Source organism: Paenibacillus sp. FSL R5-0470 (assembly GCF_037975205.1).
GTDB lineage: Bacteria > Bacillota > Bacilli > Paenibacillales > Paenibacillaceae > Paenibacillus_AQ.
Genome location: NZ_CP150238.1, coordinates 2,191,738 through 2,216,596, shown reverse-complemented (window position 1 = coordinate 2,216,596; position 24,859 = coordinate 2,191,738). Strand labels below are relative to the sequence as shown.

The following is a 24,859-nucleotide window of genomic DNA, read 5'->3' as shown; positions in this document are numbered from 1 at the left end:
TCTTTTTTTAGACAAGTCAATTACAGTACCTACTTCCAAAAATCCGACCCAGCAAAAACAAACTTTTTATCCAGCGCTTCTCCCCCATCCTCAAAGCAATCTGCCCAAGGAACACGCTTCTTACTTAGGAGCGCAGCATCCTTCACATCATATTCCTGATATCTTACAGTTTGCTCATTCGCTGAGTTATTCCAGTTGTCCCAGCCCAAAGGATGAATATGCGAACCCATCTGACAACCCACAAATACAGTCTTAGCGTACTCACGCCAAGGACGTCCTAGAAACACTGAAGTAATATCAGGGTCGGCTGTTAAGAAGCAATTCTTGAAAATAAAACCATGTGACTGTCGCTCGGGTGTCGAAGCTGCTGTTATATACCCTGCTTGATTCTCGCTATGACGCAAGCTTCGGATCTCACATTGATCGAAATAAGCCGTTGCACCGCCAAAAATAAAATCAACCGTTCCTTCTATATAACAATGCTGATACAACTGGCGATAATGGATATGATGATCTCTCAGTGGAATGCCTCCGAATGCCCCTCGCTCTCGTGGAGCAGGCGGCAAAGGTCCTGTAAATAACGTGTCTTGATACCCTTTGAAGGTACAATGTCTGAACACGGTTTGGTCGCAATGTGCATAAACGGCTACCGCCTGACCAATATGTTCTCCCTGCCCAGCACTGTTGGTAATCACCAGGTTCTCTAAGACCAGGTCGGTACCTCCCAGAAATAACGTTGGTGTAGCAAACGTATTGATTTCTTCACCCGCTTCATCACGCTCTTTGGCATAACGATTCATGGTTATTTCCACGGTTCCAAGTCCAATGATCGTAAGATTAGAACGGTAAATTCTAACTGTCTCATGGTAGACACCTGACAAAATATAGAGCGTATCCGCTTGGCTAATTGGCTCACGCTCTAGCGAATTTATCGCCTCTTGAATCGTGTGATAATCGCAACAGGATTCTTTGCCTACTACTAGCATCGGTGGCTAAGTTCCTTTCTATGGATTTTAGAGATGCTTCGCCAAAAATTGCTGCCATAAAGTCCGCATTTCCAAGGTCTCCATATGCCCACCACTAGAAATGACAGGTTGCCAATGTTCTGATTTCCCTGCCGTTTGATAAGCTTCGGACAGCCCTCTATCCAAGAGTGCTACTCCTTCAGTGGGACATAGCCGATCATTTCTGCCTACTAGGCTCATTCGCGGGCGGGGAACGATCCGCTTTTGAATATCGAGCGTTGTGAAATACTTCAATAACCCGGGCACATAAGAATAGTAACCATGGTGATCTAGTCCTCTTACCGCAATTAGGGTATGTGCATCTACTTGACCACAAATATCGACAATCACCCCGACTCGTTCGTCTAATGCAGCCAGCCACCATGCCATCAAACCACCCATGGACATACCGATTGTTGCGATTCGTGACGTATCAATATCCTTACGTTGGCACATGTAATCTAGCATACGAATATTGTCATATAGCATCATGCCCCACATGACCTGCCCCTGCCACAGCATTTCCTTCACTAACTCACTCTCAGTTCTACCACCACGCTCATTAAATCCCCACATGTCGATACAACAAGCAGCGTAACCCATCTCTGTTAAGACTTTAGCAAAAGAGGGCTGTTGCAAATAGGAACTACTCCGAACAAACTCGTTACGTCCATTCGCGTAATTCCCTCCATGAGAATGATTAAAGACAACTAGTGGAAACGGCCCTTCCTTATCCAAAGGGATTGCTACATAAGCAGGCACTTGTTCAATTCCATTAAGATCCAGTAAAAGAGATTCCAGACTATATCCGTCCCGCTCCTCTTGGTTCATCACAGTTACGGCAATCGGCTTATCCAACGGAAGATCGCCCAACAGTTCCTTCAGTTTATCAGGCTCCATGGTTCCCTCCCTTACGGACACACATTCTGTTCTGTAGGCGAAACTGTAACTTGTTCAACTAGTTTTTCTGGCTTGCTCGTGTTCTTCGAATGACAATTCATGATCTCTATCGCTTCGCCATTTTCAATATAAAAAGCAGGCCCTTCATGATTCTGGATGCTCACCTGATGAAATTGCACATCCCTTGCATTGCCCAGAAAAAATCCGCGATTGTTCATGTTCTCGATCCCTGTCATCATATCCGGATGCCCGGGAACTGCATTGCGTGCCATGGAGATATCAATATTTGTAAAAGTAATCTCCGATACATACTGCTCTGCAAGTCCATATAAGAATCCCGCAGATGCATGTACATTACGTGCGGTAATATTGGCGAAATGAATTCGTCTAAAGCATGGCGTTTCATCTGTAATCGGATAAGGGTTTTTGTCCCACACATACTTCTCTTTCCCGCGAGGTCCACAGAAATAGTATAGATTTAGTGTGAACGGACAAATGACGTCTTCCATTACAATATTACTGATCCGAATATCTTCAATCGTCCCTCCGCGTCCACGTCTTGATTTCATTCGTATGCCACGATCGGTTTGTTTGAATACACAGTTACTAATGGTTACATTACGAATATCTCCGCTCATTTCACTTCCGAGTACAACTCCCCCATGCCCATGAACCATGGTACAATTGGTGATCGTAATATTCTCGCATGGAATGCGCTCTTTCGTATCTTCAGTTCCCGCTTTGATAGCAATGCAGTCATCACCTACATCAATATTACAGTTACTAATCCGAACATTCGTACAAGATTCTGGATTAATACCATCTGTATTCGGAGAATCAGCCGGGTTATTAATGGACAGATTATCAATCGTCACATTGTAGCAGCCCACAGGATTAACGGTCCAGCTTGGAGAATTCACTAGCGAGACATCCTTAATCGTTACCCGCTGACAGCTATCAAATCCAATCAAAGTCGGACGGGGGTACTTGAGCTCTTCAGGGCGGTTCCGAAATACATCCCACCATGCTTTACCATTACCATTAATAGTTCCGCTTCCGGTAATCGATATATTAACTAAACCTTTGCCATGAATACAAGGCGTATGAACCTGCTGCTTCACCCCTTCCCATCTACATTCCACCGCAGGGTAATTCACCGGATTCGTACTGAATGAAAGAATCGCTCCTGGATTTAAATTTAATTCAATATTGCTTTTCATAACAATCGCACCCGTATAGAAAGTACCTGCTGGCACATTAACGGTTCCTCCACCAGCCTCACTTGCCGCTTCAATCGCACGCGCAATCGCTTCTGTCGCTAACATCCCGCTATTCTTAAGCGCTCCAAAATCCTCAATATTATATACGGACATTTTATAGCACTCCTATTCTATATCAGATCCAGCCTCTTAATTGTTCGTACTCCACACAGGCTTGCAAGAAAGCACCGACACCCTTTTGGTCGTTAGTGACAATAGGCTCACTAATGTAATAAGCGAACGTGCCGTCGCGTTGATCTGCTCCACCTAACCCTGCTACTTGGCAATTCTTATTTAGATTGACCCATCCTTCTTTGGTCTCAAGAACAAACTCTGAGATAAGTCCTTGGAAGGCGAGATCTAACGGTTCGTACCAACTAGCCTCTAATACGCCTAATCGAATACCTTTCGCCATAGCATACACAATCATGCTAGAAGCGGAAGCCTCAAAGTAATTCCCTTTGCGTTGCCCCAGATTCACTACTTGATACCAGACGCCAGATTCAGGATCCTGATATTTCTTCACAGCTGATAAAGTATCGTTTAGAATACGCACCAGCTCTGGATAATCGGAATGCTCACTCGGCAATAACTCTAGAACATCTACTAAAGCCATAAGATACCAGCCAAGTGAACGCGCCCAAAAGTTTGGAGAGCATCCTGTCTTGCGGTCACACCAAGGTTGAAGACGCTGTTCATCCCATGCATGATATAGCAGACCAGTTTCCGAATCCTTCGTATGCTTCTCACACAAGATAAATTGTTTCGTAACATCTTCAAGCCCCTGCCCTTCTTCAAAAGCTAGCAAGTAGGCTAAATAGAAAGGCGCACCCATATAAAGACCATCTAACCAGATTTGATAGGGATAAATATTTTTATGCCAAAAAGCACCTTCAGAGGTTCGCGGATGTGTCTCAAGCTGCTTTCTAAATAAGGTAGCCGCTTGTTTATATTTTTCCTGCTTGGTTTCTTTATATAGCGTAAATAATAATTTCCCGTTGTTAATGTGATCGATATTGTATTCATCTAGGCGATAACCCTTAACGCTGCCATCCTCCTGAATAAAGTTATCCATCTGATCTTGAATGAATTGCAGATACTTCGCATCACCGGTTTGCTTCCAAAGCCATTCAAATCCATTCAATACGACACCGTAGTCATACGTCCAGCTTCCGTTGTAGCCTTTATCTTCATAAAGCTTTGGTGTCCTCGCCATGATTGAGTCTGCTGTGCGGATTGCCCAATGTGATCTCTTCATCCCAACCCCCTGATTATCATTAAATTTAAGAATATCTTCCCACAAAATAATAGGACTTGATTCTCAGTCCCAGAGAATCAAGTCATTGTCTAGTAAGAATTCAATCGAATCACCCTTGGATTAAGCTCTCCATCTCAACACAAGCCATCACCAACGCGCCTACGCCATGTAAATCATTTTTAACTTTAGGTCTAGTGACGTAACTCTCGTAATCCCCAGCCGAAGTACCGATACAAATGTCCGGCAAAATCAACCTATCCTGCTCATCCCACTGAATGATTTGGATTAACCCTTCATACCCTTTTCTAGCCGCGGCTGTAGCGACTTCCACATCGCTTACAATGCCATGCTTCACTGCTTTGGCAATCGTGTAGACGAATAAACATGAACCTGAGGTCTCCAGCCAATTATCCGGCTCATGCCCCTTATCTACGACCTGATACCAAAGTCCACTTACCGGATCTTGATAACGAATAAGGGCATCAACAAAATCACGTAAAGTAGAAGATAATTCAGCTCGGGCTGGGTCTTGGACGGCCAACAGATCAAGAAATTGCGACAATGCGAGACCATACCAGCCCAGCGATCTGCTCCAAAATTCCGGTGAGCACCCTGTCTCCGGGTTTGACCATGGCATCCGGCGACTCTCGTCCCAAGCATGATACAATAACCCGGTTGTCTCATCTTTCATATACTTACGCATTAACATCTCTTGATGCAGAACTGTATCACGTAAGCTAGGATCGCCATAGACATTAGCATATTTTAACGAGAATACGCCTGCCATATAAAGCCCATCTAACCACATTTGGTTAGCATATTTATCCTTATGCCAATACCCACCTTCAGAGGTTTTGTTTAACGTAAGCAATAAATTCCTCAGCTTCTCCGCAGCAATGCGATACTTGAGTTTACCTGTCCGTTTATGAAGATTAAACAGCAGTTGTCCAGCTTGAACAGCATCCAGCTCATCGCGGGCGAAATAAAAGTTACCATATTCATCTACCAAATCATCCACGTATTCCTGAATATAGTTAATATAGCGGTCTTCTTGATAAGCATTCCACAAAAGCTCCATCCCACACAGAAATACACCTTGATGGTAATGCCAACGATGTGCTGGAGGAAGCTCTCCCGCTCTATAAATATCCATTAAAGAATCGCATGCCTTTTTTGCCCAATCCATTGGTGTTGTTGGTATCCTGCCAGTCATCTCCAAGCTCCTTCCAAAGAATAATCTCTCTCTTCCTCTTATTAGCCCTTCATAGAACCTAACATGGCACCTTTGGCAAAATGCTTCTGTATGAATGGATATACACAAACTATTGGTAAAGTAGCAACAACGATAACAGCCATTTTAATTGTTTGGTCTGGCGGTGGAACAGTTGTATCCAGTGTAGAGCTGTGATCCATACCGCTGGCAAGGACAACAATTTGTCTGAGCAAAACCTGTATTGGCCACTTCGAACTATCATCCAAATACAGAATCGCATTCATGTAAGTATTCCAATACGTAACCGCATAGAACAATCCGATAGTCGCTAACGCAGGTAAGGATAATGGCAATACAATTCGAAATAATATTCCGAAGTCGTTGCAACCATCAATTTTGGCCGACTCCTCCAGACCTTCAGGTATATTTTGGAAAAAATTTCTCAAAATGATCATGTTAAACGCACTAATTGCTGAAGGAAGAATAAGCGCTGCATAACTGTCTATTAGTCCCAATTCCTTTACCACGAGGAAGGTTGGGATCATTCCACCATGAAAGAGCATCGTGAACACAACCATAAAGTTAACCACTTTACGTCCATCCAGATCTCTTCTGGTAAGAGCGTAGGCCATCAAAGAAGTTATAAACAAGCTGAGGAAAGTACCTACTGCCGTAACACCAATGGAAACACCCATGGCTTTAAATATTGTATTCGTTGAAAAGATGAACTTGTATGCTTCCAGACTCCATACCTTTGGGATCAGTACAAACTTACTAGAAGCTAGTTCTGCACTCGTTGTGAAAGAGCCTGCTACAACGTGAACAAGGGGGAGCACAGTTATTAAAGCAATGATCGCAAGCAGCGTGAAGTTTATAGCAGAAAAAATTCTGCCACTGATTGTTTTATCTTCTACCATTTCTATTCCTCCCACAACATATCAATAAACGCCTTCTTCTCCCATTTTCTTAGATGCTTTATTCACCAACATAACCATGATCAAGCCCACAATTGATTTGAAGAATCCAATGGCTGTACTGTAACTAAACTGCCCCTGTCTCAGACCAGCAGTATATACATACGTATCGATAATTTCCGCAACTTCTCGATTCATGGAGTTAAGCAGCAGAAACACATGTTCAAATCCAAGATCCAGAACGGAACCAATTTTCAAAATAAATAATGTGATAATTACGCCTCTAATCGCTGGAAGTGTAATATGCCAGACTTGTCTGAGTCGTCCAGCTCCATCCATACGTGATGCTTCGTAAAGTCCTGGATCAATGGCAGCTATGGAAGCTAAATAAATAATCGTTCCCCAGCCTGCTTCTCTCCAAATCACCTGAATAATATACATGGGCCTGAACCATCCAGGATTCAGCAGGAAATTAATTTTTTCAAATCCGAAATAGGAAAGTAGCTCGTTGATAATTCCTCCATCCATCGTAACCATTACAAAAGAAATGGAGACGATGATAACCAACGACAGAAAATGGGGCAAATAGAAGATCGTCTGAAAGGTTCTTTTGAAAAAGCTGCCTTGAAGTTCATTCAACATCAGGGCAAGAATAATCGGCATTGGAAAATAGATAAGAATGTTTAATCCGAAAAGCACAAGTGTGTTCACTAAAATATTTAAGAAATCCGGCTCTGTGAACAACCTGCTGAAATGCTTCATTCCTACCCAGTTACTGCCTGTTATTCCTTGATAAGGTTTGTAATCTTGAAAGGCGATAATTAGTCCGTACATAGGAAAATATTTAAAAATAATAAAATATAGCACTCCCGGTGTTAGCATGACGTAGAGCCATTTATTTCTCCACAGACGCTTTTTAAGTTCACTGCTGCTCTTGTAAGTCTCACGCTTTATTTGTGGAGCTGGACTGGGCTGTGCGGTGAGTTCCTGCATGATTCTCTTCCTTTCTCCTTCTTTATTCAAACTCTTTATTTCTCCATGTGACTATGAAGAGAAAAGGTTGTTGAAACAAAATCAACAACCTTTTCAGCTAGGTTTTATTTCTTATACAATGCGTTGTACTCATCAATAATCTTAGCTCCGCCACGGTTCTTCCAGTTCTCAACTTCTTTTTCGAACCCTGCTTTGTCGATCTGTCCATAGATATATTTATAAGTTGCATCGGTAATAATCTGTTGAAGCTCAACACCTTTTTCTGTGTACGTAGCCGAATCCATCGCAGCTGTTGGATCTGGTACCCCCACCTTGACATTCTCAAGAACCAATTGATCCGCATGAATTCTTCCTGGCAGCGTGTTATAGTTCTCGTACATTCCATTGGTTTCAGCTTCGCCGATAACGCTGTCCTTATATCCTTTTACTTCACGTTCAATCAATTCTTTGTCATCTGTAGCTTTTGCTTTACCGTCTTCAACGGTATAGTGAGTACCCTCGATTCCCCAATACATCAAATTAGCTACTTCTGGGGTCATCATTTGATCAAAGAAAGCAAGAATCTTCTTGAGTTCTGCCTCATCTTTTACAGCAGATTTTGGGAACAAGACAACATTGTTATAGCCTGGAATCATCCATTGAGCATACTTTCCATCTGGACTTGCAACCATACTATGCGCATCCAAAACAGCATCAGGGTTATTCTTAATAGTATCTTTATTGAGGGAATCAATATCTTGCATGGAGCCCCCAATATAGAGTCCACCCTTTCCAGCCTTAAACATATTTACAGCATCTGTTTTACTGGTAGCAGCGAAATCTTGATTAATGTATCCGCCATCACGAGCTTTTTTGAAGAAGTCCATCGTGTCGAAATATTCATCGAATGTAAATTCAGGCGCTAATTTTCCATCCTTCTCTCCCCAGGTGTTCGGTGTTCCGAACCAAGAAGAGACAGTTTTGAAAGCTCCATAGGTTAACTCATTACGGTCAATAATACCTGTAGTATCTTTCTGTCCATTACCGTCTGGATCTTGTTCCGTGAAGGCCTTAGCCATTTCGAATAATTCATCTACATTTGCTGGTGCAGCAAGTCCTAATTTATCAGCCCAGTCTTTTCTGTAAATGATACCTTGACGTGCTAGAGGGCGGCCGATATATAAGGTGTACAGCTTGCCGTCCACTTTCGTGTTATTCAGAATTTCTGGTTTCAATTTACTCAAATTAGGAAACTCGCTTAATAGCGGACCTATTTCCCAGAATTGTCCGTCTTTTATCGCTTCTTTCATCTGAATGAAGGTTGTCTGATTCTTCAAGTACGTCACTTGCGGCAGTGAGCCGGTTGCAAAAGATGAATTAAGTTTTTCTTCATAAGTATCAGCCGGGAAAAATTGATAGGTCAGCTTCGTGTTGGTCAATTTTTCAAGTTCAAGCTTAATCGTATCAGGCGGGGTCTCTGGAATATTTAATGGAAGCATAATCTTAATTTCTGTTGGTCCTGCTTTCACTTCTTCTTTAGGTGCTTCTGTCTCAACTGGCTTAGTAGTGCTCTCACCACTTGCAGTTTCAGAACTTGCTTGATTGTTGTTGTTACCACCACATCCAGCTAACAATGTGCTGAACGCTAACAGTGCCGTCAACAACATGGTGAAGGATTTCTTCTTCATACCATTTTGACCTCCATAATTTGTATTGGTTACGAGTTCCACGTTACATCGTCGGCAAGGTTACGAAAACAATCATTTCCCCATAAAGCCCCGTTCTTAAAGGGATCTGATCAAATGATTATGGTGATAACACAAAAAAATCCACCGCGTCATCCGCAGTGGATCAAACTAACCTATTTACTTTTCTATCCCAAGCTCAGCCTCACCATATTCCTTAATAATCTGATCTCCTCCGCTAGCTCTCCATTTCTCAACTTCCTTCTGGAATCCCTCAGCGGTTATATTGCCTAGTATGTAATTGTACGTAGCATCCACAATGATTGTAGACAATTCCACATTTTTCTCATCATAGGTGGATGAGCTTAAAGACACGGTCGGATCGTCGACCAGAAAAGATTCATTATCTTTACTTAGCTGATCCGCAAGTGAGGTCAATTGCTCCTTCTGAGCCACCTCCATAATGTTCTTATTACTAATATCTGCAATCATCAAAGAATATAACGGATTTACTTCTTGCACCCGCAGTTCTGAGGTTTCCTCGGGAAGAATGATTTTTCCACCCTCAAGCTTATAATGGCGCCCTTCAAACCCATACATCATTATATTCGCTACATCTTTATCCATGGTTCGATCAAAGAATTCGAGTACCTCGCGGAGTTCATCCTCCGTAGCAATGGCTTTTTTGGAGAAGAGATAGAGTCCATTATAATTGGGTATCGACCACACCTTATATCCTACTGGCCCTTCGATCCGATTGATTAACGTAAGTTCTGCCTTTGGATTCAAATTCTGAGCTTCAATAGACAGCCGCTTTACATCTGTCATACTGCCAATAAATACACCAGCAATACCATTAATGAACTTATCACGTTGTACTTCTTTGCTCGTTAAGGCGAAATCCTGATTAATAATTTTCTCATCATATAATTTCTTCATGAAATTCATGGTGTTCATATACTCAGCGGTCACAAATTCAGGAACGAATTGATGATTCTCTAGTTTCCAATTATTCGGGGTGCCAAAATACGAACTTAATGTCTTGAATACCCCATACACAAGATCATTTCGATCGACTAATCCGAAGGTATCCTGTTTGCCATTCTGATCTGGATCGTTGTATGTAAATTGCCTCATAACCTCATACAGTTCATCCAGTGTCTGTGGATTATTTAAATGGAGATTGTCGAGCCAATCCTTACGAATAATGACCCCCTGTCTGGAAGAGGGGCGTTCCGTATATAGGCCATAGATCTTACTATCTACAGAAGTCTGCTTAAGAATAGCGGGGTTCAGTTGTTTAAGATTGGAGAACTCCTGAAGATAGGGGCCGATCTCCCAAAAGGCATCCGAACGAATAGCATTTTTCACCAGATTATAGTCTGAGAATTTTACAAATGTGACCTTTCCCAGGGAATTGGTCGTAAGCGCCGTGTTCATCTTATCCGTGTAGACCCCCTCTGGAACCCACCTTATATCGAGCTTCACACCTGTCAGTCTTTCGATCTCTGCCATAATCTCTTTCGAAGGCTGTTGTGGAAAATGAAGGGGTGCCAAAATTGAGATGCTCGGGGAAGATACTACTGGGCCGGCTTCGGCAGATTCCTTATCGTTGCAAGCGCTTAAAAAAGAGAAAGCGAGCATGGTAAATAAGCAGAAATACTGCGTTGCCCTTTTACCCATAGATACTTTAGACATTTCTGTGGCCTCCTAGGTATTGTAAGGATTATCACTCTATATCTTGAAAATTTTACAATTTATAAGCATAATTAGAGCTAATGATTATCACAGAACGAGATGATTATTGTTATTTCATACCAAGTTACATACACTTAGATTAAGTGTCTACTTCTACATAAGTAAAGGTGCTGAGTCCCGTGAGACCATTAAGCTTTCTAAGTAAGCTAACGATGTTTGCCTTTGTAATTAGCACGCTGCCTGTGTTGTTCATCGGTTCTTTTTCATATTTCACATCTTCAAAAGAAATTCAAAAAAACGTTAACAACAGCAAAATGGAATTAATCTTACAAATCACCTCAAATGTAGAACATAAGTTAACAACTGTCAATCAAACATTAAACCAAGTGATCAATTCTAGTGTATTAAAAAAAGCACTAAACAACCCTTTAAATGAAACCGATTTCATTTTATACAATGATTTAAGAAACGAAATTCGCAATATGCAGTCCTTCGATACGAAGCTGGAAGATGTCATCTTATTAAATCAGCAGCAAAATTGGATGATCAAAAATTCTGGTGTATATCGCTTAAATGAGTACAAGGACCATGCGCAGCTCACCAACCTGATGAATATTGCCGAAGATACCTCGTGGATCCTGAACCCGTCCTCCATATTTTACAGTGAGGAAAGCATTAACGTCACAGGCTGTAACTACAGCATTAGTCTTATCAAGAAACTCCCAACCAATAAGCTGCAAAAATATGGGCTTGCCTTAGCTAATATTCCTGTCTGCAGTCTTCAGGATTTCATTAACTCGGATGTACAGCCACTCGATGATATTATCGTTCTGGATAAGACAGGTCGATTCCTGCTCCATCCGGACCGCAATTTGATCGGGAAACCAATGAAAGAAGGCGGATTTACAGAAGATTCTTTCATTACTAATCCATCTAAACTTTCAGGTCAGTTTAAGACCAGGATCCACAAGAAGGATTACTCCGTCACTTACATGCGCTCTCAGATGAATGGCTGGGTCTATCTTTCGGTTACATCCATGGAAAGTTTAACGAAAGAATCCAAAAAAATTAGCCTGTTTACGATATTCGTGTGTAGCTTTATGCTTCTATTGTCTATTCTCTTGGCATGGATCGGTTCAAGACGGATGTACACTCCCATTGAAAGACTACTCAATCAAATGGGCCAACGCAAACCGGACATTAAATCCAGACACACGAATGAATTTCAGATTATTGGAGAACAAGTTCATTCTTTATTCCAATCCAAATCACAGCTGGAAAAAGAAGTCCGTCAGCATATCCAACAGGTGCGTACCTTCTTCCTAATCAATGCTTTCCATGGCAACGTTAAGAAGCGCGATCTGCAGGAAGAGCTGGAACAATTCGGCTACCATAAGCAGCTCGAAGAATGGAAGACGATGGCTGTGATTACGTTGTCGATTGATTTTGCCGATGATTCCAGCTATGAGAAAAAAGATCTTAATCTCTTATTATTCGCTGCCCACAATATAATCGAAGAGTTAGTCTGCCCTGAACAACGACTGGCACCTGTAATTATGGATCATGCAGTAGTCGTATTATTGGGGAGTCCAGACAGTGATACCGAGTCTTTTCACAAGACATTATATTCATTAACGGAGAAGCTGCAGCAGGAAATAAACAACTACCTAAAGCTTCAGGTGAGCATTGGTCTGAGCCTTCCCTTCAACACCTTCGATAAATTATCCACGGCTTACAGAGAGGGACTCGAAGCACTGAAGCATCGGATCAAACTTGGTAAAGGTGTCATTATCCAGTATGAAAATATTAACTCTGGCAAGCACTATCTGAATTTGAACTACCCTACTCATAAAGAAAATGACTTACTGGACGCTATCAAATTAGCTGAAACAGATAAAGCAAAGGAACTCATTCATTTGCTCTTCAAATCTATCTTTGCTCATGAGCTTTCACCACAGGAATACCAGATCCCGTTGACGCGCTTACTCAATAATTTACTCATTATGATGCAGGAATCCGGTATTAGCTTAAATCAAATTTATCATGCCAATGGTTCCATATTTGAGGAGCTGCATGACCTTCATACTGTGACTGAAATTGAAGATTGGTTCTGGAGCATGGTCATTTATCCGATGATCAAGATTTTTAATAGCAGACAAAATGCGCAATACCACAACATCTCTGAGAAGATCATCGATTTGATACAACATGATTATGATACAGATCTTACTTTAGAAGAGTGTGCTTCGCGTCTGCATTATAATGCCAACTATATCAGCAGCGTCTTCCGTAAGGAGACCCAGTACTATTTCAGCGAATATTTAACGATGTACCGATTTAAAATGGCGAAAAAATGGCTGAAGGAAACTGACATGCCCATTAAAGATATTGCAGCCAAATTAAGATATAACAACTCTCAGAACTTCATTCGCTCTTTCCGTAAGCAGGAAGGCATGACACCCGGACAATACCGGGATCACAACGCTGGCACAAAACTTAAATCCACCTTTGACGAATCAATGTAAAAAGAGAGAACTATTGTTAAGGTGGAACAAGCATAAACGCCTTCGGCGTCCTAATATGGACGGCAAGCGTTTAAGCGAGAAATATAAGACATAAAGTATCGTGTGAAACTTATACTTTCTTATATTTTCACAAAAAAGAGTCTCTCTTTTTTTCTGAAATATGTTAACGTGTGCAAATAACCTTTTAAGGAGGAATTGGAACATAATGTTGAGCTTCCGTGTACATTCCAACCATGCAGAACAAACCGAGCTCTCTCTGGAAACCTCACTACTCACCCTTTATCCCCTTGCAACGCCTGGGAGACCGCCCAACACAAGCTGAGCTTCACGCCTACTTCTCAGAATCACAGATGACTTCAATAACACCTCCAACTTTTATATGGACTATTGCAAATGATGCCAGCGTTCCTGTGGAAAATAAGGACGGCATGGTTTAGGGCTTGCTAAAGAACATCCTCATTGCCAGCAATGGCTTTCCCTTTCTGAGAAATGGCTAAGTAAACACCACTACATTCAAGGAGAAGATCCTATGACACCCACATTATTTATCGCGGGAGATTCCACTGCGGCTATCAAAGGCGCTGGAGAAAAACCTATGACTGGCTGGGGAGAATACCTGCAAGGTTATTTTGGAATTTCTGTTCGAATCGAGAATCGCGCCATTAATGGTCGCAGTACCAAATCCTTTATAACTGACGGCCGTTTGGAGGACATCCTTAAGGACTTCAAGGCCGGTGACTACCTCTTCATTCAATTTGGACATAACGATGAGAAAAAAGAAGATCCTTTGCGTTACACTGATCCCGACACTGACTATCGCCGAAACCTAATTCAATATATTGAAGCTGCTCGGCAGTTAGGCGGGACTCCGGTTCTACTTACTTCTGTAAGTCGCCGCCGCTTCAACTCCGATGGAGAGCTTGACCCGCTTGCTGTAGGCGCTTATCCCGAGGCCATGAAGCAGGTAGCTGAAGAAACGCAAACACCGCTGCTTGATATTTTCGCAGCTTCGCAAGCGCTCTATCATTCGTTAGGTGTTGAAGAATCCAAAAAGTTATTCATGCATTTGCCTGAAAAAGCACATCCGAATTACCCAAATGGAGTTATGGATGATACTCATTTCTCTGATCAAGGTGCTCAGCACATCGCCAGACTTGTGGTTCAGGCTATTGAACAATCTACTGCCTTACCATTAACAGACTTACAACAACTACTACAAGGAGTGATCACAGATGTCTCTAATTAAAGAAGTTATTACAGAGTACTATCGTATCCCTTTGCCGGAAATCATGGAGGACGCTAAACACGGACTGCACACTCACTTTGAAGTTCCCATTGTCAAAATTAGAACCGATGACGGTCGTGAAGGGTAGGTTATACCTATACTGGCGGATTTGGCGGCAAAGCAATCTGCTCACTAATTGCGAATGAATTAACTCAGATTTTAATCGGTAAGGATGCTAGCTGTGTGGAAAGTATCTGGGAGCAGATGAACTGGGGAATACATTATGTTGCTCGCGGGGGTCTGGCTAGCTTCGCCATTGCAGCATGTGACATCGCTTTATGGGATTTACGTGCGAAGAAAGCAGATGAACCGCTTTACAAACTTCTGGGTGGCGCAAGCAATGCGGTCAAATGTTATGGTGGAGCGATTGATTTGAATTTCCCATTAGAAAAGCTCCTCCTCAACAATCAAAAATACTTAGATATGGGCCTGCAGGCTGTCAAAATTAAACTAGGCCAAAAAACATTAGCTGAAGATGTGGAACGAGTGGCTGCAGTGCGCCAATTAATCGGTCCAGATGTGGCCTTTATGGTCGATGCGAATATGAGCTGGAGTGTAGAAAAAGCGATTAAAGCCGCTCGTGAATTTTTGAAATACGATATCCTCTTCTTAGAAGAACCAACGATTCCGGAAGATTATGCCGGCTATGCGCGTATTGCAGAAGAATCAGGCATTGCTGTTGCAGGCGGAGAAAACCTTCGGACCTTAACCGAATTCCATCACATGCTGCAATATGGCCATGTAGATTTCCCTCAACCGGATGCTTCCAATATAGGCGGAATTACGGGCTGGTTAAAGGTAGCTCACTTAACACAAGCCTATAACCTTTCCGTTTCCACACATGGGATGCAGGAATTACACGTTAGTTTATTAGCAGCTATGCCAAATGCAGGTTATCTCGAAATGCATAGCTTCCCTATCGATCAATACACTACACGTCCGCTAGTGATTAACAAAGACAATGGGATGGCAGTTGCGCCTGAAGTAACAGGCACTGGTGTTACCTTTGACTGGGATAAATTAGCACCTCACAAACAACAATACTAATAGGAGCGATCGATCATATGAGTATTCCTCTGCACCTAGGTGTTCGAGCACATGATTTCACACAAGTTCCATTGAAGGATTTAATTGAGAAGCTTCAGTTTTATAATTTCGCTCATATTCAGTTTGCACTTAAGAAATCTTTTCCTGACAGCACTCCGAGTCTGACTGCTATAAGCCCTGGAACAGCTAGTTATTACGGAAATGCCTTTAGACAGGCTGGTATTCAGATTGCGGTGCTTGGCTGTTACGTTAATATTGTAGACACCGATCCATACAAACGGGCACAAGCGTTAGCCGAGTTCAATACCCATCTTCGCTTGGCCAGAGATTTCGGCGCCAGTCTAGTAGGTACGGAAACCGGAAGTGTGGCACTTGGGTATACCACAGATAATTTTACAGAAGAAGCTTTTCAACAGGTCGTTACTTCGGTAAAGCTAATGGTCGCAGAGGCCGAACGTTTTGGTGTGACGGTAGGTATTGAAGTAGGACTTCATCATCCGCTGTATTCCGCTTCCTTAACTCGCCGACTGCTGGATGAGATTCCTTCTAATAATCTTCAGATCATATTGGATTGCGCAAATCTAATGTCACCTACAAATTACTTGCATCAGGAAGCTATTATTATGGAAGCTTTGAAGCTCTTAGGAAATCGAATTGCCATCATTCATTTAAAAGATTTTATCGTGCAAGATGGATCCATCAAAATTGTTCCTGTAGGTCAGGGCTGGCTTGAGTTCGAGCCGATTCTCCGTTATATGAAATACGAGCGTCCGCATATTCAGGGCATTTTAGAGAGTACTCCTGAATTGCATCTAAGAGAAAGCATCGCTTTTTTACAGCAGATATATGAAGAAGTGTAAATATAAGATCACATACAAAAAAATCCACTGTACACCCCATTACCGTGTGCAGTGGATTTTTATATTCTGTTTAACATCCGTTTGACCTCCATGAAATAATGGGCTGTTATGATCAAGACATCAAGAGTACCTGGGAGGGGTTCTATGCGTCTTGCTTTATTTACAGACACATTTCTTCCGCAAACGAATGGTGTCTCACTTACGCTTCAGCGCTTAACCACTCATTTGAACCGGCGAGGTATCGAGCATCTGCTATTTTCGCCGAAATCTGCTCCTGAAGACAGTTATGCCGATCCCATACGTCCCATTACCAGTATCCCCTTTTTTTTATACCCGGAATGTAGACTCGCGCTACCGAATATGTCCTCCATCCAGTCAGAGCTAAAAGCGTTTCGACCCGATCTGCTTCATTTGGCTACTCCGTTCAATATCGGTCTATGCGGCCTTCGCTATGCGCGAAAGCTTGGCCTGCCTCATGTCGCCTCCTACCATACCCATTTTGATCGCTATCTTAAATATTATCGAATGAAAAAAATTGTTCCTCTTTATTGGAAGTACATGAAGTGGTTTCATCGGTCCTGCGATGCTACCTTCGCGCCCTCCAATGAAACACTCGATTCCCTCCAAGCTCAAGGTTTTCAACGTTTGAAGCTTTGGTCTAGAGGCATCGACTGCAATCTCTACACTCCGAAAAAACGCAGCCATCAGGTTCGTGATCGTTACGGAATTACCGCACCGTTACTACTACTATATGTAGGAAGAATCGCCCCTGAAAAAGATATTAACACCCTTGCTCTCGCCATGCAGCAATTGCCCGAGTCTATGCAAGCTCAGGTACATTGGTTAGTTGTTGGAGACGGGCCCTTATTATCAGAGATGCGGTCGCAGGCGCCGCAAAATGTCACGTTTACGGGCTACAAACACGGTGAAGAGCTTGCCCAATTGTATGCCTCGGCTGATCTATTCGTCTTCCCTTCCAGTACGGAAACCTTCGGTAATGTTGTCCTTGAAGCCATGGCCTCTGGACTTCCTGTTCTCGCCGTAAATGAAGGCGGGGTAAAGGATCTGGTTACATCCGGTCGCACCGGAATAATCACCCCACCTCGTTCCCCGGATGCTTTTATTCGTGAGATTTGTGCATGTATAGAGCAACCCCAAAAGCTGGCTGCTATGGGTTATGAGGGGCGACAGCTGGCGCTCGGCCGCTCGTGGGAGAGCATTTTTGATGGACTCATTCGCGATTATGAAGAGATCATTGAGAATAGACGCTTCGATCTTATACCGGCTTTACTACCATTAATATAATAATGACGATAGTGAGCACATGTACAGCTGCTTCTAGCGGAGCGATCTTGTTCATAGCGGCGGTGTAGCCTACAGGGATTTCGTCGCCTTCACTCACCATCACGAGCTGGGTCAGCTTTTTCAATCGAGGCTCAACAAATCCAATAATAATGACTTCTATCACGATAAAAAATAATAATGAAAGATTGATCCACAACACCGACAAGCCCATTTTATCAATGATCATTAACAAAATGCCTGTAACGATCAGGGTAATCCCACCCGTTTTAGGGAATCTGTTGATTGTCTTCATCATGCCAAATACAAAACGAAGCTGGCTGCCTGTCTTGGCAGAGCTTGTCAGTATTGGCAGCACAAAAGCTGGTCCAATTCCCACTATGGCCGCTATAACATGTATGACTACCACAATCTTAGAGATAATATCCGTCAATTCCATGATTACAATCCTCCCTATCATTCGTTGTTTAGATTCATATGACGATGATAGTGGAAATAGTCTTGCAGAATCCTTTAAATCTTAGATAACCTCAAAAAGCGCCTAGCCGGATATTACCGACGTAGGCGCTTTTTTAACTATTGCTTAATTATTTTACCGAGACTTTCATAACTGTACTTTCACTAACGCCTTGATCATTCATCAGTTCTACACGGTATTCATAAACACCCGGAGATCGATTCGTGATCGAAGTAGAAGCCGTTTGGGCATTCGGAGTATTTGCTGTTAAAGTCTGTGTATCGATCAGCACTCCATTCTCATACAAGCGATACACTTTGCCGTTCATCCCCCACCATAGATTCATGGTCACTTTATACTCTCCATCACCATCCCAGTTGTCATTAGATAACACTGGCTTACCTGGCGCAGCATCCTTCACAGTAACCACATGAGAAGTAGATACCGTTGTTCCAAAAGAATTGGTTAGCTCAGCCGTGTAGGTGTAGGTACCGTTTTCTTTTCCAGTAACACTAGTCACTGCGGTCTGTGCGGTTGGGGAGTCGTCACGTAAGGTTTGCGTGTCAATCAAGGTACCGTTCTCATAAAGCTTGTAGACCGTACCGTTATTGCCCCACCACATATTCATTGTGATTTTGTAATCCCCGTCCAAGAGTCCTGTATCCTGCCCATTGTTATTGGATAGAACCGGTTGTCCCGGAACTCCTGTTGCCTTCTGAGGACCACTTACGACCACAATTACTTGTTCAGTCGTCGAGAGTCCAGCGTTATTCACAGCTGTTGCGATGAACGTATGCGATCCCGCAAGTCCTTTGAGTGGAATCTCATCTCCATAGACAACTTCTTTTCCATCAAAGGTGATATCCAGACTACGAATACCAGACTCAGGATCTTCTGCTACGACCTGTACCTTCAAGATATCCGATTCACTCATTTGAATAGAAGGTAAACCAGTGATTACAGGCGTCGTAGTGTCCTCTGTTTCCACAGGCGAGCCTACATATTGAATTTTAGGTGCTGCTGGTTGTTCCATGCCTTCGCCAAGAAAAAATCCAGGATGCGGAGGTTGATTATAACCCGCGTTCTGCCAAGCCACTCCCAGTCGGTAGATCGGATCATGCATCAAAGTGCGAATACGATAATCTGTCATATCCGTTGTTGTATAGATTCGTAATTCAGAACTGTCCGTTGCTCGCCAGATCACTTCTTCACGCCAATCCCCGAACAGATCCGCCTGCAAGCTTGGATTCGCCTTGGTGCCATTATTAGAAGAGGCTCCAGTTGCCGTCAACAAATTAGCTGTTGTCTGGTTCGTATAATCCCACTTATCCACTCGATTAGAATCCAGCAATTCACGTAAAAGATCACCGTCCCACCAAATGCCAAAATTCGTAGAAGAAGGCAGCTTATTCGTGATTAGCTCTCCCTGTGCACTATATATGCCTGTAACAGGAATCTGCACCTCATTGGTAATCGTTGCAGCCCATACCTCTTCACCGGTATAATGCGGGTCAATATCTGCTGACATTCCGCGTCCAGTATCAATTCCCGTGAACACACCCCATATGGTTTCCCCTGTAGCTGCATCACGCATTTCAATACCATACTTGGAATCGGTATGCTCATGTACATCAAAGACCTCCAACCCCGGTCTGGTAGGATCAAGATCTCCGAAATGGATCGCATCCCCATGACCAAGCTTTGTATTATACAGTGGCAATCCATCATCATCGATCGCCATCGCGCCGAAGGTTATTTCGTCCTTGCCGTCACCATCTACATCTCCTACTGAAAGGTTATGGTTTCCTTGCCCTGCGTAATCGCCATACCCTTCTTCATTACTATCAAATCGCCATACCTTCTCTAGCTTACCTCCGCGATAGTTATACGCTGCAAGTACAGTTCTTGTGTAATATCCACGGCTGAAAATCACGCTTGGCTGTTCACCATCTAAGTAAGCTACGGCGGCTAAAAAGCGGTCCACCCTATTACCATAGGCATCGCCCCAAGCACCTACGTCACCACGCGGCGGATCATAACTAACCGTATCCACAGCCCGGCCTGTTGCCCCTTCGAACACTGTTAAATACTCATTGCCGAGGAGCACATAACCCGAGCTATTGCGATAGTCTGCACTAGCATCACCGATCACAGTACCTTGACCATCAACCGTACCATCTGCTGTCTTCAGCATAATCTCAGCACACCCATCACTGTCCAAATCGTAAACCATGAATGGTGAATAATGCGCGCCAGCACGGATATTAGGCCCTAAATTTATCCGCCATAAACGTGTACCATCTAGCTTATAAGCATCCATATAGACTAGTCCTGTGTAACCTGCCTGGGAATTATCTTTGCTGTTCGAAGGCGACCATAACATGATGATTTCGTACACCCCATCACCATCCACATCCCCTACACTTGCATCCCCTGCACTATACGTATAAGGCTGACCATCTTTGGTGTAATCATCTGCTGGTTTTTGCAAGGGGATAGATAGGTATTGCTTCTGCCATACGCTGAATTCTTCCGAAGCCGCTTTTTCGACTCCATTGATTACTGATGTAATTCTGTATTTGGCGTCAGCTGTACCGAAAGTGTCGAGATAGTTCGTGCTTTGCGTAATTAACGAATCATTTAGCTTCTCTTCCCCACGATACAGATTGAATCCAATCGATTCTGAATCCAGACCTAACATCCGCCAGCTGATATAAACACCCGCATCTGTCTTAACCGCAACATGCGCACGATCCAGCGCTTCCATCTTCCGGTATAGCGTTGTCACCGCTGAGGTTTCCAGCGAAGCGGAAAGATCAGAGATACCGCCTGCATTTACCGAGGCAACTTTGTAATAGTAAGGAATTGTACTTAAAATGGTCGTGTCTGTGTATGAAGCTTCGAATGATTTGCCGATTAGAATGAACTCACCATCCGCGGATTTCGCACGATAAATGTTGAACATCCTTGCATCTGATACCTCATTCCACGTAAAGGTCACATCATTTTTGTTCGTAGATTGTACTGCTAGACCACTAGGTACGGCTGCTTTTGCTACAGCTGGATCAATCATAGACACCTTTAAGGCATTAGATGTTACGGATTCCAGTCCCGTGCTGTCCACCGAAGTTACCGTATAGATGTATTCCATACCGATATCCGCAGTGGTATCTGTGTAAAGCGGCTCTGTTGTATCGCCCAGCAGCTCTGAACTATTCGCAACCGTTGCCTGACGATACACTCGGTATTTTAGCGCACCATCCATACCATCCCAAGAAAGATTAGCTGTGATAGGCTCATTGTTTAAGTCCAGACTACCCAGTTTCAGATTCGTTGGGGCTAATAATAGCGGTGTGATTTCCAGTCCATTGAGATGAGCCGTTGTGCCACTAAAAACAAGATTCATCTGACCGTCTTTGACAGCGATCTGGTTATACAGCTTCTCAGCAATATTTTCCTTACCTGAAGAGACTGTTCCATAATCTTTGCCTTCAATCGCTACATTCGTCTTGGTAGAACCAATCCAATCTCCGGTATAGGTCTTAACGGAATAATAACCATTCGGTAAATCAACTTTAAATTCATACGAGCCTCCAAAATAGATCACGAAATCTCTACGAAGGGCATCAGTTGCACTACCGCGATCTCGATCACTCATACCTTCACTTGAGGACAAGCCATAACCACGTTCTGTTGTATAAAGTACATTACGGTTCACTTCCGTATAACCTGCGGCAACGGGTGAGCCAACAGGTCCAAAATCATAACGATATTGAGCGGACTTCGTAGTCAGCTTAACTTCATCTGAAGGCTCAGACTCACCTAACCCATTTACTGCAGTTACTCGAACGGAGTAGCTGTTACCTTCCGCCATTCCGCTTAATGTTAAAGTTGGAACAGTAGCAGTTCCCGCCAATGCGTAAGCAGTTTCAGCTTCGGACGCTAGCTTACGATAGATTTTATAAATATCAGCACCCTCTACTTTATCCCATTTCAGTACTGCACCTGCATTACTGATACTTCCCGCCACAAGACCTTGTGGCTTGGCAGGCACTGTTTCTGGCTGCTTAATGTCCTGTACAAAGCTGGAGAGTGGAATGTTTAATTGCTCTATTCCTTTGGCCAGCAGACGAGCCATTTGAATCGCTCCGTACTCTTGAAAGTGAGTATCGTCTGCTGACCCATTCGGGAAAGCACCATATATCCCTGCATCGAGGTGAAGGAATACAGAGCGTGTAGCTGCAAAACCGATCGAATTGTAATAAGCGACACTTAGCGCGCTAAGATCAACCAATTCCACATGCAGCTCATTGGCTACCTCTTTCATCGCCTGCACATATTCAGGGAAACTCACATTAAATTTTTCCGTGGCAGCATTATAATCTCTGCGGCCCATCGGGGTCACCAGAATCGGAGTCGCTCCTCTTTGTCTGGCACCCTCGACATACGTTTTTAAATAATTTTTGTAATCTGCTGGAGAGGCATACCGATCAGGAACACTGATCGTTGCGTCATTGTGGCCAAATTGGATAAGGAAATAATCACCTGGCTGTATCTTTCTCAGTACTTCATCCAGCCGCCCCTCTGCAATAAATGACTTAGAGCTGCGGCCTCCGATAGCGTGATTCTTAAAAGTTACTTCCTCACTAAAGAAATCAGGAATCATTTGTCCCCAGCCAGCCTGTGGTATCCAGTAAGGATCGTAAGTCTGCACAGTTGAATCACCCGCAATATAAACTGCAGGCAATTCATTAGCAGGACGATCTGGCTGCTTAGTAATCACCAGTGCATTAATATTAGGCTTCATGCCAGAGAATACCAAGTTCATTTGTCCATCCACCACAGCGATGTCAAAATTCATTTCCAAATACTGACCAGCTGTTTTACTTGTCTGCTGAACTTTTTGGATCGATTCTACTTTGATGCCAATGTCTGTGTCTCCGGCGCTATCTCCAGCGATAAGTGACACAGTATAGTCACCATTCGGTAAATCTACATTAAAGGTAGTATCCTTAGGGACTACCAAATCCGATCGCAAAGGATCAGTGGTTCCCCGGTCTACACCAGTTACCTTTGATATATCCGTAAATCCATATTTAACCGCAGAGGAATAAGATACCCCTGCATCGACCTTAAGATAACCTTCCGCCGCAGCACCTGGGCCAAAATCAAAGGAATATACATTTCCTTCTGGCAATGTTACAGGTGGCGTGTATACCATACTTTCAACTTTGTTAGATAACTGCGATTCTCCTTGGGCATTAGCAGCTTTTACCCCATAATATTGGCGTTTAGAGGTATCCACTGCTACATCCGTAAATGTCGCCGTCTCCGACTGGCCAATCTCCTGTAAGGATCCATCTGCTGAATCAGACCTTAAGATTGTATAACGGGTAGCTCCCGCCACGTTGTTCCAACTTAGCTGAACAGAACTCGCACCCACGCTGACAATCGAAAGGCCCGTTGGTACTGCCGGAACCTCTGCCCCCGGAATTTCATCTACCGTCACAGGTGCACTCAAAGCAGACTCCTCACCGCTGCCTTTAACAGCAGACACATTATAAATGTAGCCACTGCCTTCATTTACGTCTGAATCCACGTAGTTGTTCGCAGCAACTTGATCTATCGATTGAATGGTCCCGCTAGGAAGCTCTGTCCGATAAATATTGTAATAGACTGCTTCTGTCACGCTGCTCCACCCGAGGGAGACCGCAGTGGGCGAGAGATTCGTAACCGCTAAGCCCTCAGGAGCCTGCAGTGGACCCGGCACGATTTGCTGAATCATAAGTCCATTTAAATACCCGCCAACCCCTGTACCCGTGATGCCAACGGTTAGTTGACCGTCTTGGACAGTCGTGCGGTAAGTGGCTTGATTTACAGCCTGCTTGCTGCTTATTGAACCAGCCGTAACACCTTCTAAGGTAATTGTAGTTTTAGTTGTACTTGTGCCTGCCAATAAATCTCCTGAGAATACAGTCACATCGTAATCCCCATTAGGAAGATCCACTAGAAAGGCGTAGGACAATCCCAGTACAAAATCATTAGTCAGTTCATCTCCGCCCGAGCGATTTCTTGAGGCAACCGCCTGATCTAAACCATATCCTAGCTCCTTCGTATACAACTTTGATTCATGCACAGCTGTATAACCACTCATTACAGGACTTGTTGCCGTTCCAAAATCATATCGCAAAGTTATTGGACCTGAATCCGCACTGGCTGGTTGCACTCCAAATGTTGTAGAGGGAAATAGAGATGAACAAATGAAGACCCACGACAATAACACAATAAGTATTTTATTCCCCATTTTATTTCTCTTCATCTTCCGTGCTTCACCCGCTTTCTTATGATTGAAAGAACTTAGTACGCATCTGGCCCTTTTGTAGTAAACGCTTACAATAAGCTTCATTGTCATTCGTTCTTCAAATATAAGTTCACTTCGTGCGCGTATCCCCTCCTCCTTGCTCAGACACTTTTCTGGAT

Annotated in this window: 17 protein-coding genes; 6 read left to right on the top strand and 11 right to left on the bottom strand. The window is 43.3% G+C overall.

The window, feature by feature from the left end; translation table 11 throughout:
* Positions 1-29: 29 nt before the first annotated feature.
* The 9 genes from MKY99_RS09425 to MKY99_RS09385 form a co-directional block, all read right to left on the bottom strand.
* Positions 30-986: a pectinesterase family protein gene (locus MKY99_RS09425; protein WP_339270085.1), complete on the bottom strand. Its 957-nt coding sequence runs from the start codon at positions 984-986 to the stop codon at positions 30-32.
* 27 nt (positions 987-1,013) lie between these two features.
* Entirely contained in the window at positions 1,014-1,904 is an 891-nt protein-coding gene (locus MKY99_RS09420; RefSeq protein ID WP_339270084.1) for a prolyl oligopeptidase family serine peptidase, read from the bottom strand.
* Between the two features lie 11 nt (positions 1,905-1,915).
* Complete coding sequence (locus MKY99_RS09415; protein WP_339270083.1) at positions 1,916-3,277, bottom strand: glycoside hydrolase family 28 protein; 1,362 nt, start codon at positions 3,275-3,277, stop codon at positions 1,916-1,918.
* A 22-nt stretch (positions 3,278-3,299) separates the two neighbouring features.
* Entirely contained in the window at positions 3,300-4,421 is a 1,122-nt protein-coding gene (locus MKY99_RS09410; protein WP_339270081.1) for a glycoside hydrolase family 88 protein, read from the bottom strand.
* 109 nt (positions 4,422-4,530) lie between these two features.
* Positions 4,531-5,634, bottom strand: coding sequence for a glycoside hydrolase family 88 protein (locus MKY99_RS09405; protein WP_339270079.1), 1,104 nt, complete (start codon positions 5,632-5,634; stop codon positions 4,531-4,533).
* Positions 5,635-5,675: 41 nt separating this feature from the next.
* Positions 5,676-6,551, bottom strand: coding sequence for a carbohydrate ABC transporter permease (locus MKY99_RS09400; RefSeq protein WP_042186649.1), 876 nt, complete (start codon positions 6,549-6,551; stop codon positions 5,676-5,678).
* A gap of 21 nt (positions 6,552-6,572) precedes the next feature.
* Positions 6,573-7,541, bottom strand: a complete 969-nt coding sequence (locus tag MKY99_RS09395; protein ID WP_042186647.1) for a sugar ABC transporter permease — start codon at positions 7,539-7,541, stop codon at positions 6,573-6,575.
* A 104-nt stretch (positions 7,542-7,645) separates the two neighbouring features.
* Positions 7,646-9,208, bottom strand: coding sequence for an extracellular solute-binding protein (locus MKY99_RS09390; RefSeq protein ID WP_339270077.1), 1,563 nt, complete (start codon positions 9,206-9,208; stop codon positions 7,646-7,648).
* Positions 9,209-9,385: 177 nt separating this feature from the next.
* Complete coding sequence (locus tag MKY99_RS09385; protein ID WP_339270075.1) at positions 9,386-10,903, bottom strand: extracellular solute-binding protein; 1,518 nt, start codon at positions 10,901-10,903, stop codon at positions 9,386-9,388.
* 179 nt (positions 10,904-11,082) lie between these two features.
* Here MKY99_RS09385 and MKY99_RS09380 point away from each other — a divergent pair, with 179 nt between their 5' ends.
* The 6 genes from MKY99_RS09380 (at position 11,083) to MKY99_RS09355 (ending at position 17,925) form a co-directional block, all read left to right on the top strand.
* A complete protein-coding gene (locus tag MKY99_RS09380) occupies positions 11,083-13,428 on the top strand; it encodes a helix-turn-helix domain-containing protein (protein ID WP_339270073.1) in 2,346 nt (781 codons plus the stop codon).
* 529 nt (positions 13,429-13,957) lie between these two features.
* On the top strand, positions 13,958-14,674 hold the full coding sequence (locus tag MKY99_RS09375; protein WP_339270071.1) for a rhamnogalacturonan acetylesterase: 717 nt from the start codon (positions 13,958-13,960) through the stop codon (positions 14,672-14,674).
* The gene (locus MKY99_RS09370; RefSeq protein WP_339270069.1) at positions 14,661-14,801 is read left to right on the top strand and encodes a hypothetical protein; all 141 of its coding nucleotides are present in this window, start codon (positions 14,661-14,663) and stop codon (positions 14,799-14,801) included. Before MKY99_RS09375 ends, MKY99_RS09370 begins: the two co-directional genes overlap by 14 nt.
* A gap of 35 nt (positions 14,802-14,836) precedes the next feature.
* Positions 14,837-15,760 (top strand): mandelate racemase/muconate lactonizing enzyme family protein, encoded by a 924-nt coding sequence (locus MKY99_RS09365; protein WP_339271570.1) that lies wholly within the window; start codon positions 14,837-14,839, stop codon positions 15,758-15,760.
* A gap of 17 nt (positions 15,761-15,777) precedes the next feature.
* Positions 15,778-16,620 (top strand): sugar phosphate isomerase/epimerase, encoded by an 843-nt coding sequence (locus MKY99_RS09360; RefSeq protein ID WP_339270068.1) that lies wholly within the window; start codon positions 15,778-15,780, stop codon positions 16,618-16,620.
* Between the two features lie 144 nt (positions 16,621-16,764).
* Complete coding sequence (locus MKY99_RS09355) at positions 16,765-17,925, top strand: glycosyltransferase family 1 protein (RefSeq protein WP_339270066.1); 1,161 nt, start codon at positions 16,765-16,767, stop codon at positions 17,923-17,925.
* On the opposite strand, the gene MKY99_RS09350 is transcribed toward MKY99_RS09355, so the two are convergent.
* Both MKY99_RS09350 and MKY99_RS09345 read right to left on the bottom strand, forming a co-directional pair.
* The gene (locus MKY99_RS09350; RefSeq protein WP_339270064.1) at positions 17,897-18,361 is read right to left on the bottom strand and encodes a DUF2269 family protein; all 465 of its coding nucleotides are present in this window, start codon (positions 18,359-18,361) and stop codon (positions 17,897-17,899) included. The genes MKY99_RS09355 and MKY99_RS09350 overlap by 29 nt on opposite strands.
* A gap of 148 nt (positions 18,362-18,509) precedes the next feature.
* Positions 18,510-24,698, bottom strand: a complete 6,189-nt coding sequence (locus MKY99_RS09345) for an SGNH/GDSL hydrolase family protein (RefSeq protein WP_339270062.1) — start codon at positions 24,696-24,698, stop codon at positions 18,510-18,512.
* Positions 24,699-24,859: the final 161 nt, after the last annotated feature.

Excerpts from the sequence above, each read along its gene's own strand:
- MKY99_RS09355 (WP_339270066.1), top strand. The coding sequence starts at position 16,765 with ATGCGTCTTGCTTTATTTACAGACACATTTCTTCCGCAAACGAATGGT.
- MKY99_RS09360 (WP_339270068.1), top strand. The coding sequence starts at position 15,778 with ATGAGTATTCCTCTGCACCTAGGTGTTCGAGCACATGATTTCACACAA.
- MKY99_RS09425 (WP_339270085.1), bottom strand. The coding sequence starts at position 986 with ATGCTAGTAGTAGGCAAAGAATCCTGTTGCGATTATCACACGATTCAA.
- MKY99_RS09420 (WP_339270084.1), bottom strand. The coding sequence starts at position 1,904 with ATGGAGCCTGATAAACTGAAGGAACTGTTGGGCGATCTTCCGTTGGAT.
- MKY99_RS09390 (WP_339270077.1), bottom strand. The coding sequence starts at position 9,208 with ATGAAGAAGAAATCCTTCACCATGTTGTTGACGGCACTGTTAGCGTTC.
- MKY99_RS09375 (WP_339270071.1), top strand. The coding sequence starts at position 13,958 with ATGACACCCACATTATTTATCGCGGGAGATTCCACTGCGGCTATCAAA.
- MKY99_RS09410 (WP_339270081.1), bottom strand. The coding sequence starts at position 4,421 with ATGAAGAGATCACATTGGGCAATCCGCACAGCAGACTCAATCATGGCG.
- MKY99_RS09395 (WP_042186647.1), bottom strand. The coding sequence starts at position 7,541 with ATGCAGGAACTCACCGCACAGCCCAGTCCAGCTCCACAAATAAAGCGT.
- MKY99_RS09345 (WP_339270062.1), bottom strand. The coding sequence starts at position 24,698 with ATGAAGAGAAATAAAATGGGGAATAAAATACTTATTGTGTTATTGTCG.
- MKY99_RS09415 (WP_339270083.1), bottom strand. The coding sequence starts at position 3,277 with ATGTCCGTATATAATATTGAGGATTTTGGAGCGCTTAAGAATAGCGGG.
- MKY99_RS09400 (WP_042186649.1), bottom strand. The coding sequence starts at position 6,551 with ATGGTAGAAGATAAAACAATCAGTGGCAGAATTTTTTCTGCTATAAAC.
- MKY99_RS09405 (WP_339270079.1), bottom strand. The coding sequence starts at position 5,634 with ATGACTGGCAGGATACCAACAACACCAATGGATTGGGCAAAAAAGGCA.
- MKY99_RS09350 (WP_339270064.1), bottom strand. The coding sequence starts at position 18,361 with ATGGAATTGACGGATATTATCTCTAAGATTGTGGTAGTCATACATGTT.
- MKY99_RS09385 (WP_339270075.1), bottom strand. The coding sequence starts at position 10,903 with ATGTCTAAAGTATCTATGGGTAAAAGGGCAACGCAGTATTTCTGCTTA.
- MKY99_RS09370 (WP_339270069.1), top strand. The coding sequence starts at position 14,661 with ATGTCTCTAATTAAAGAAGTTATTACAGAGTACTATCGTATCCCTTTG.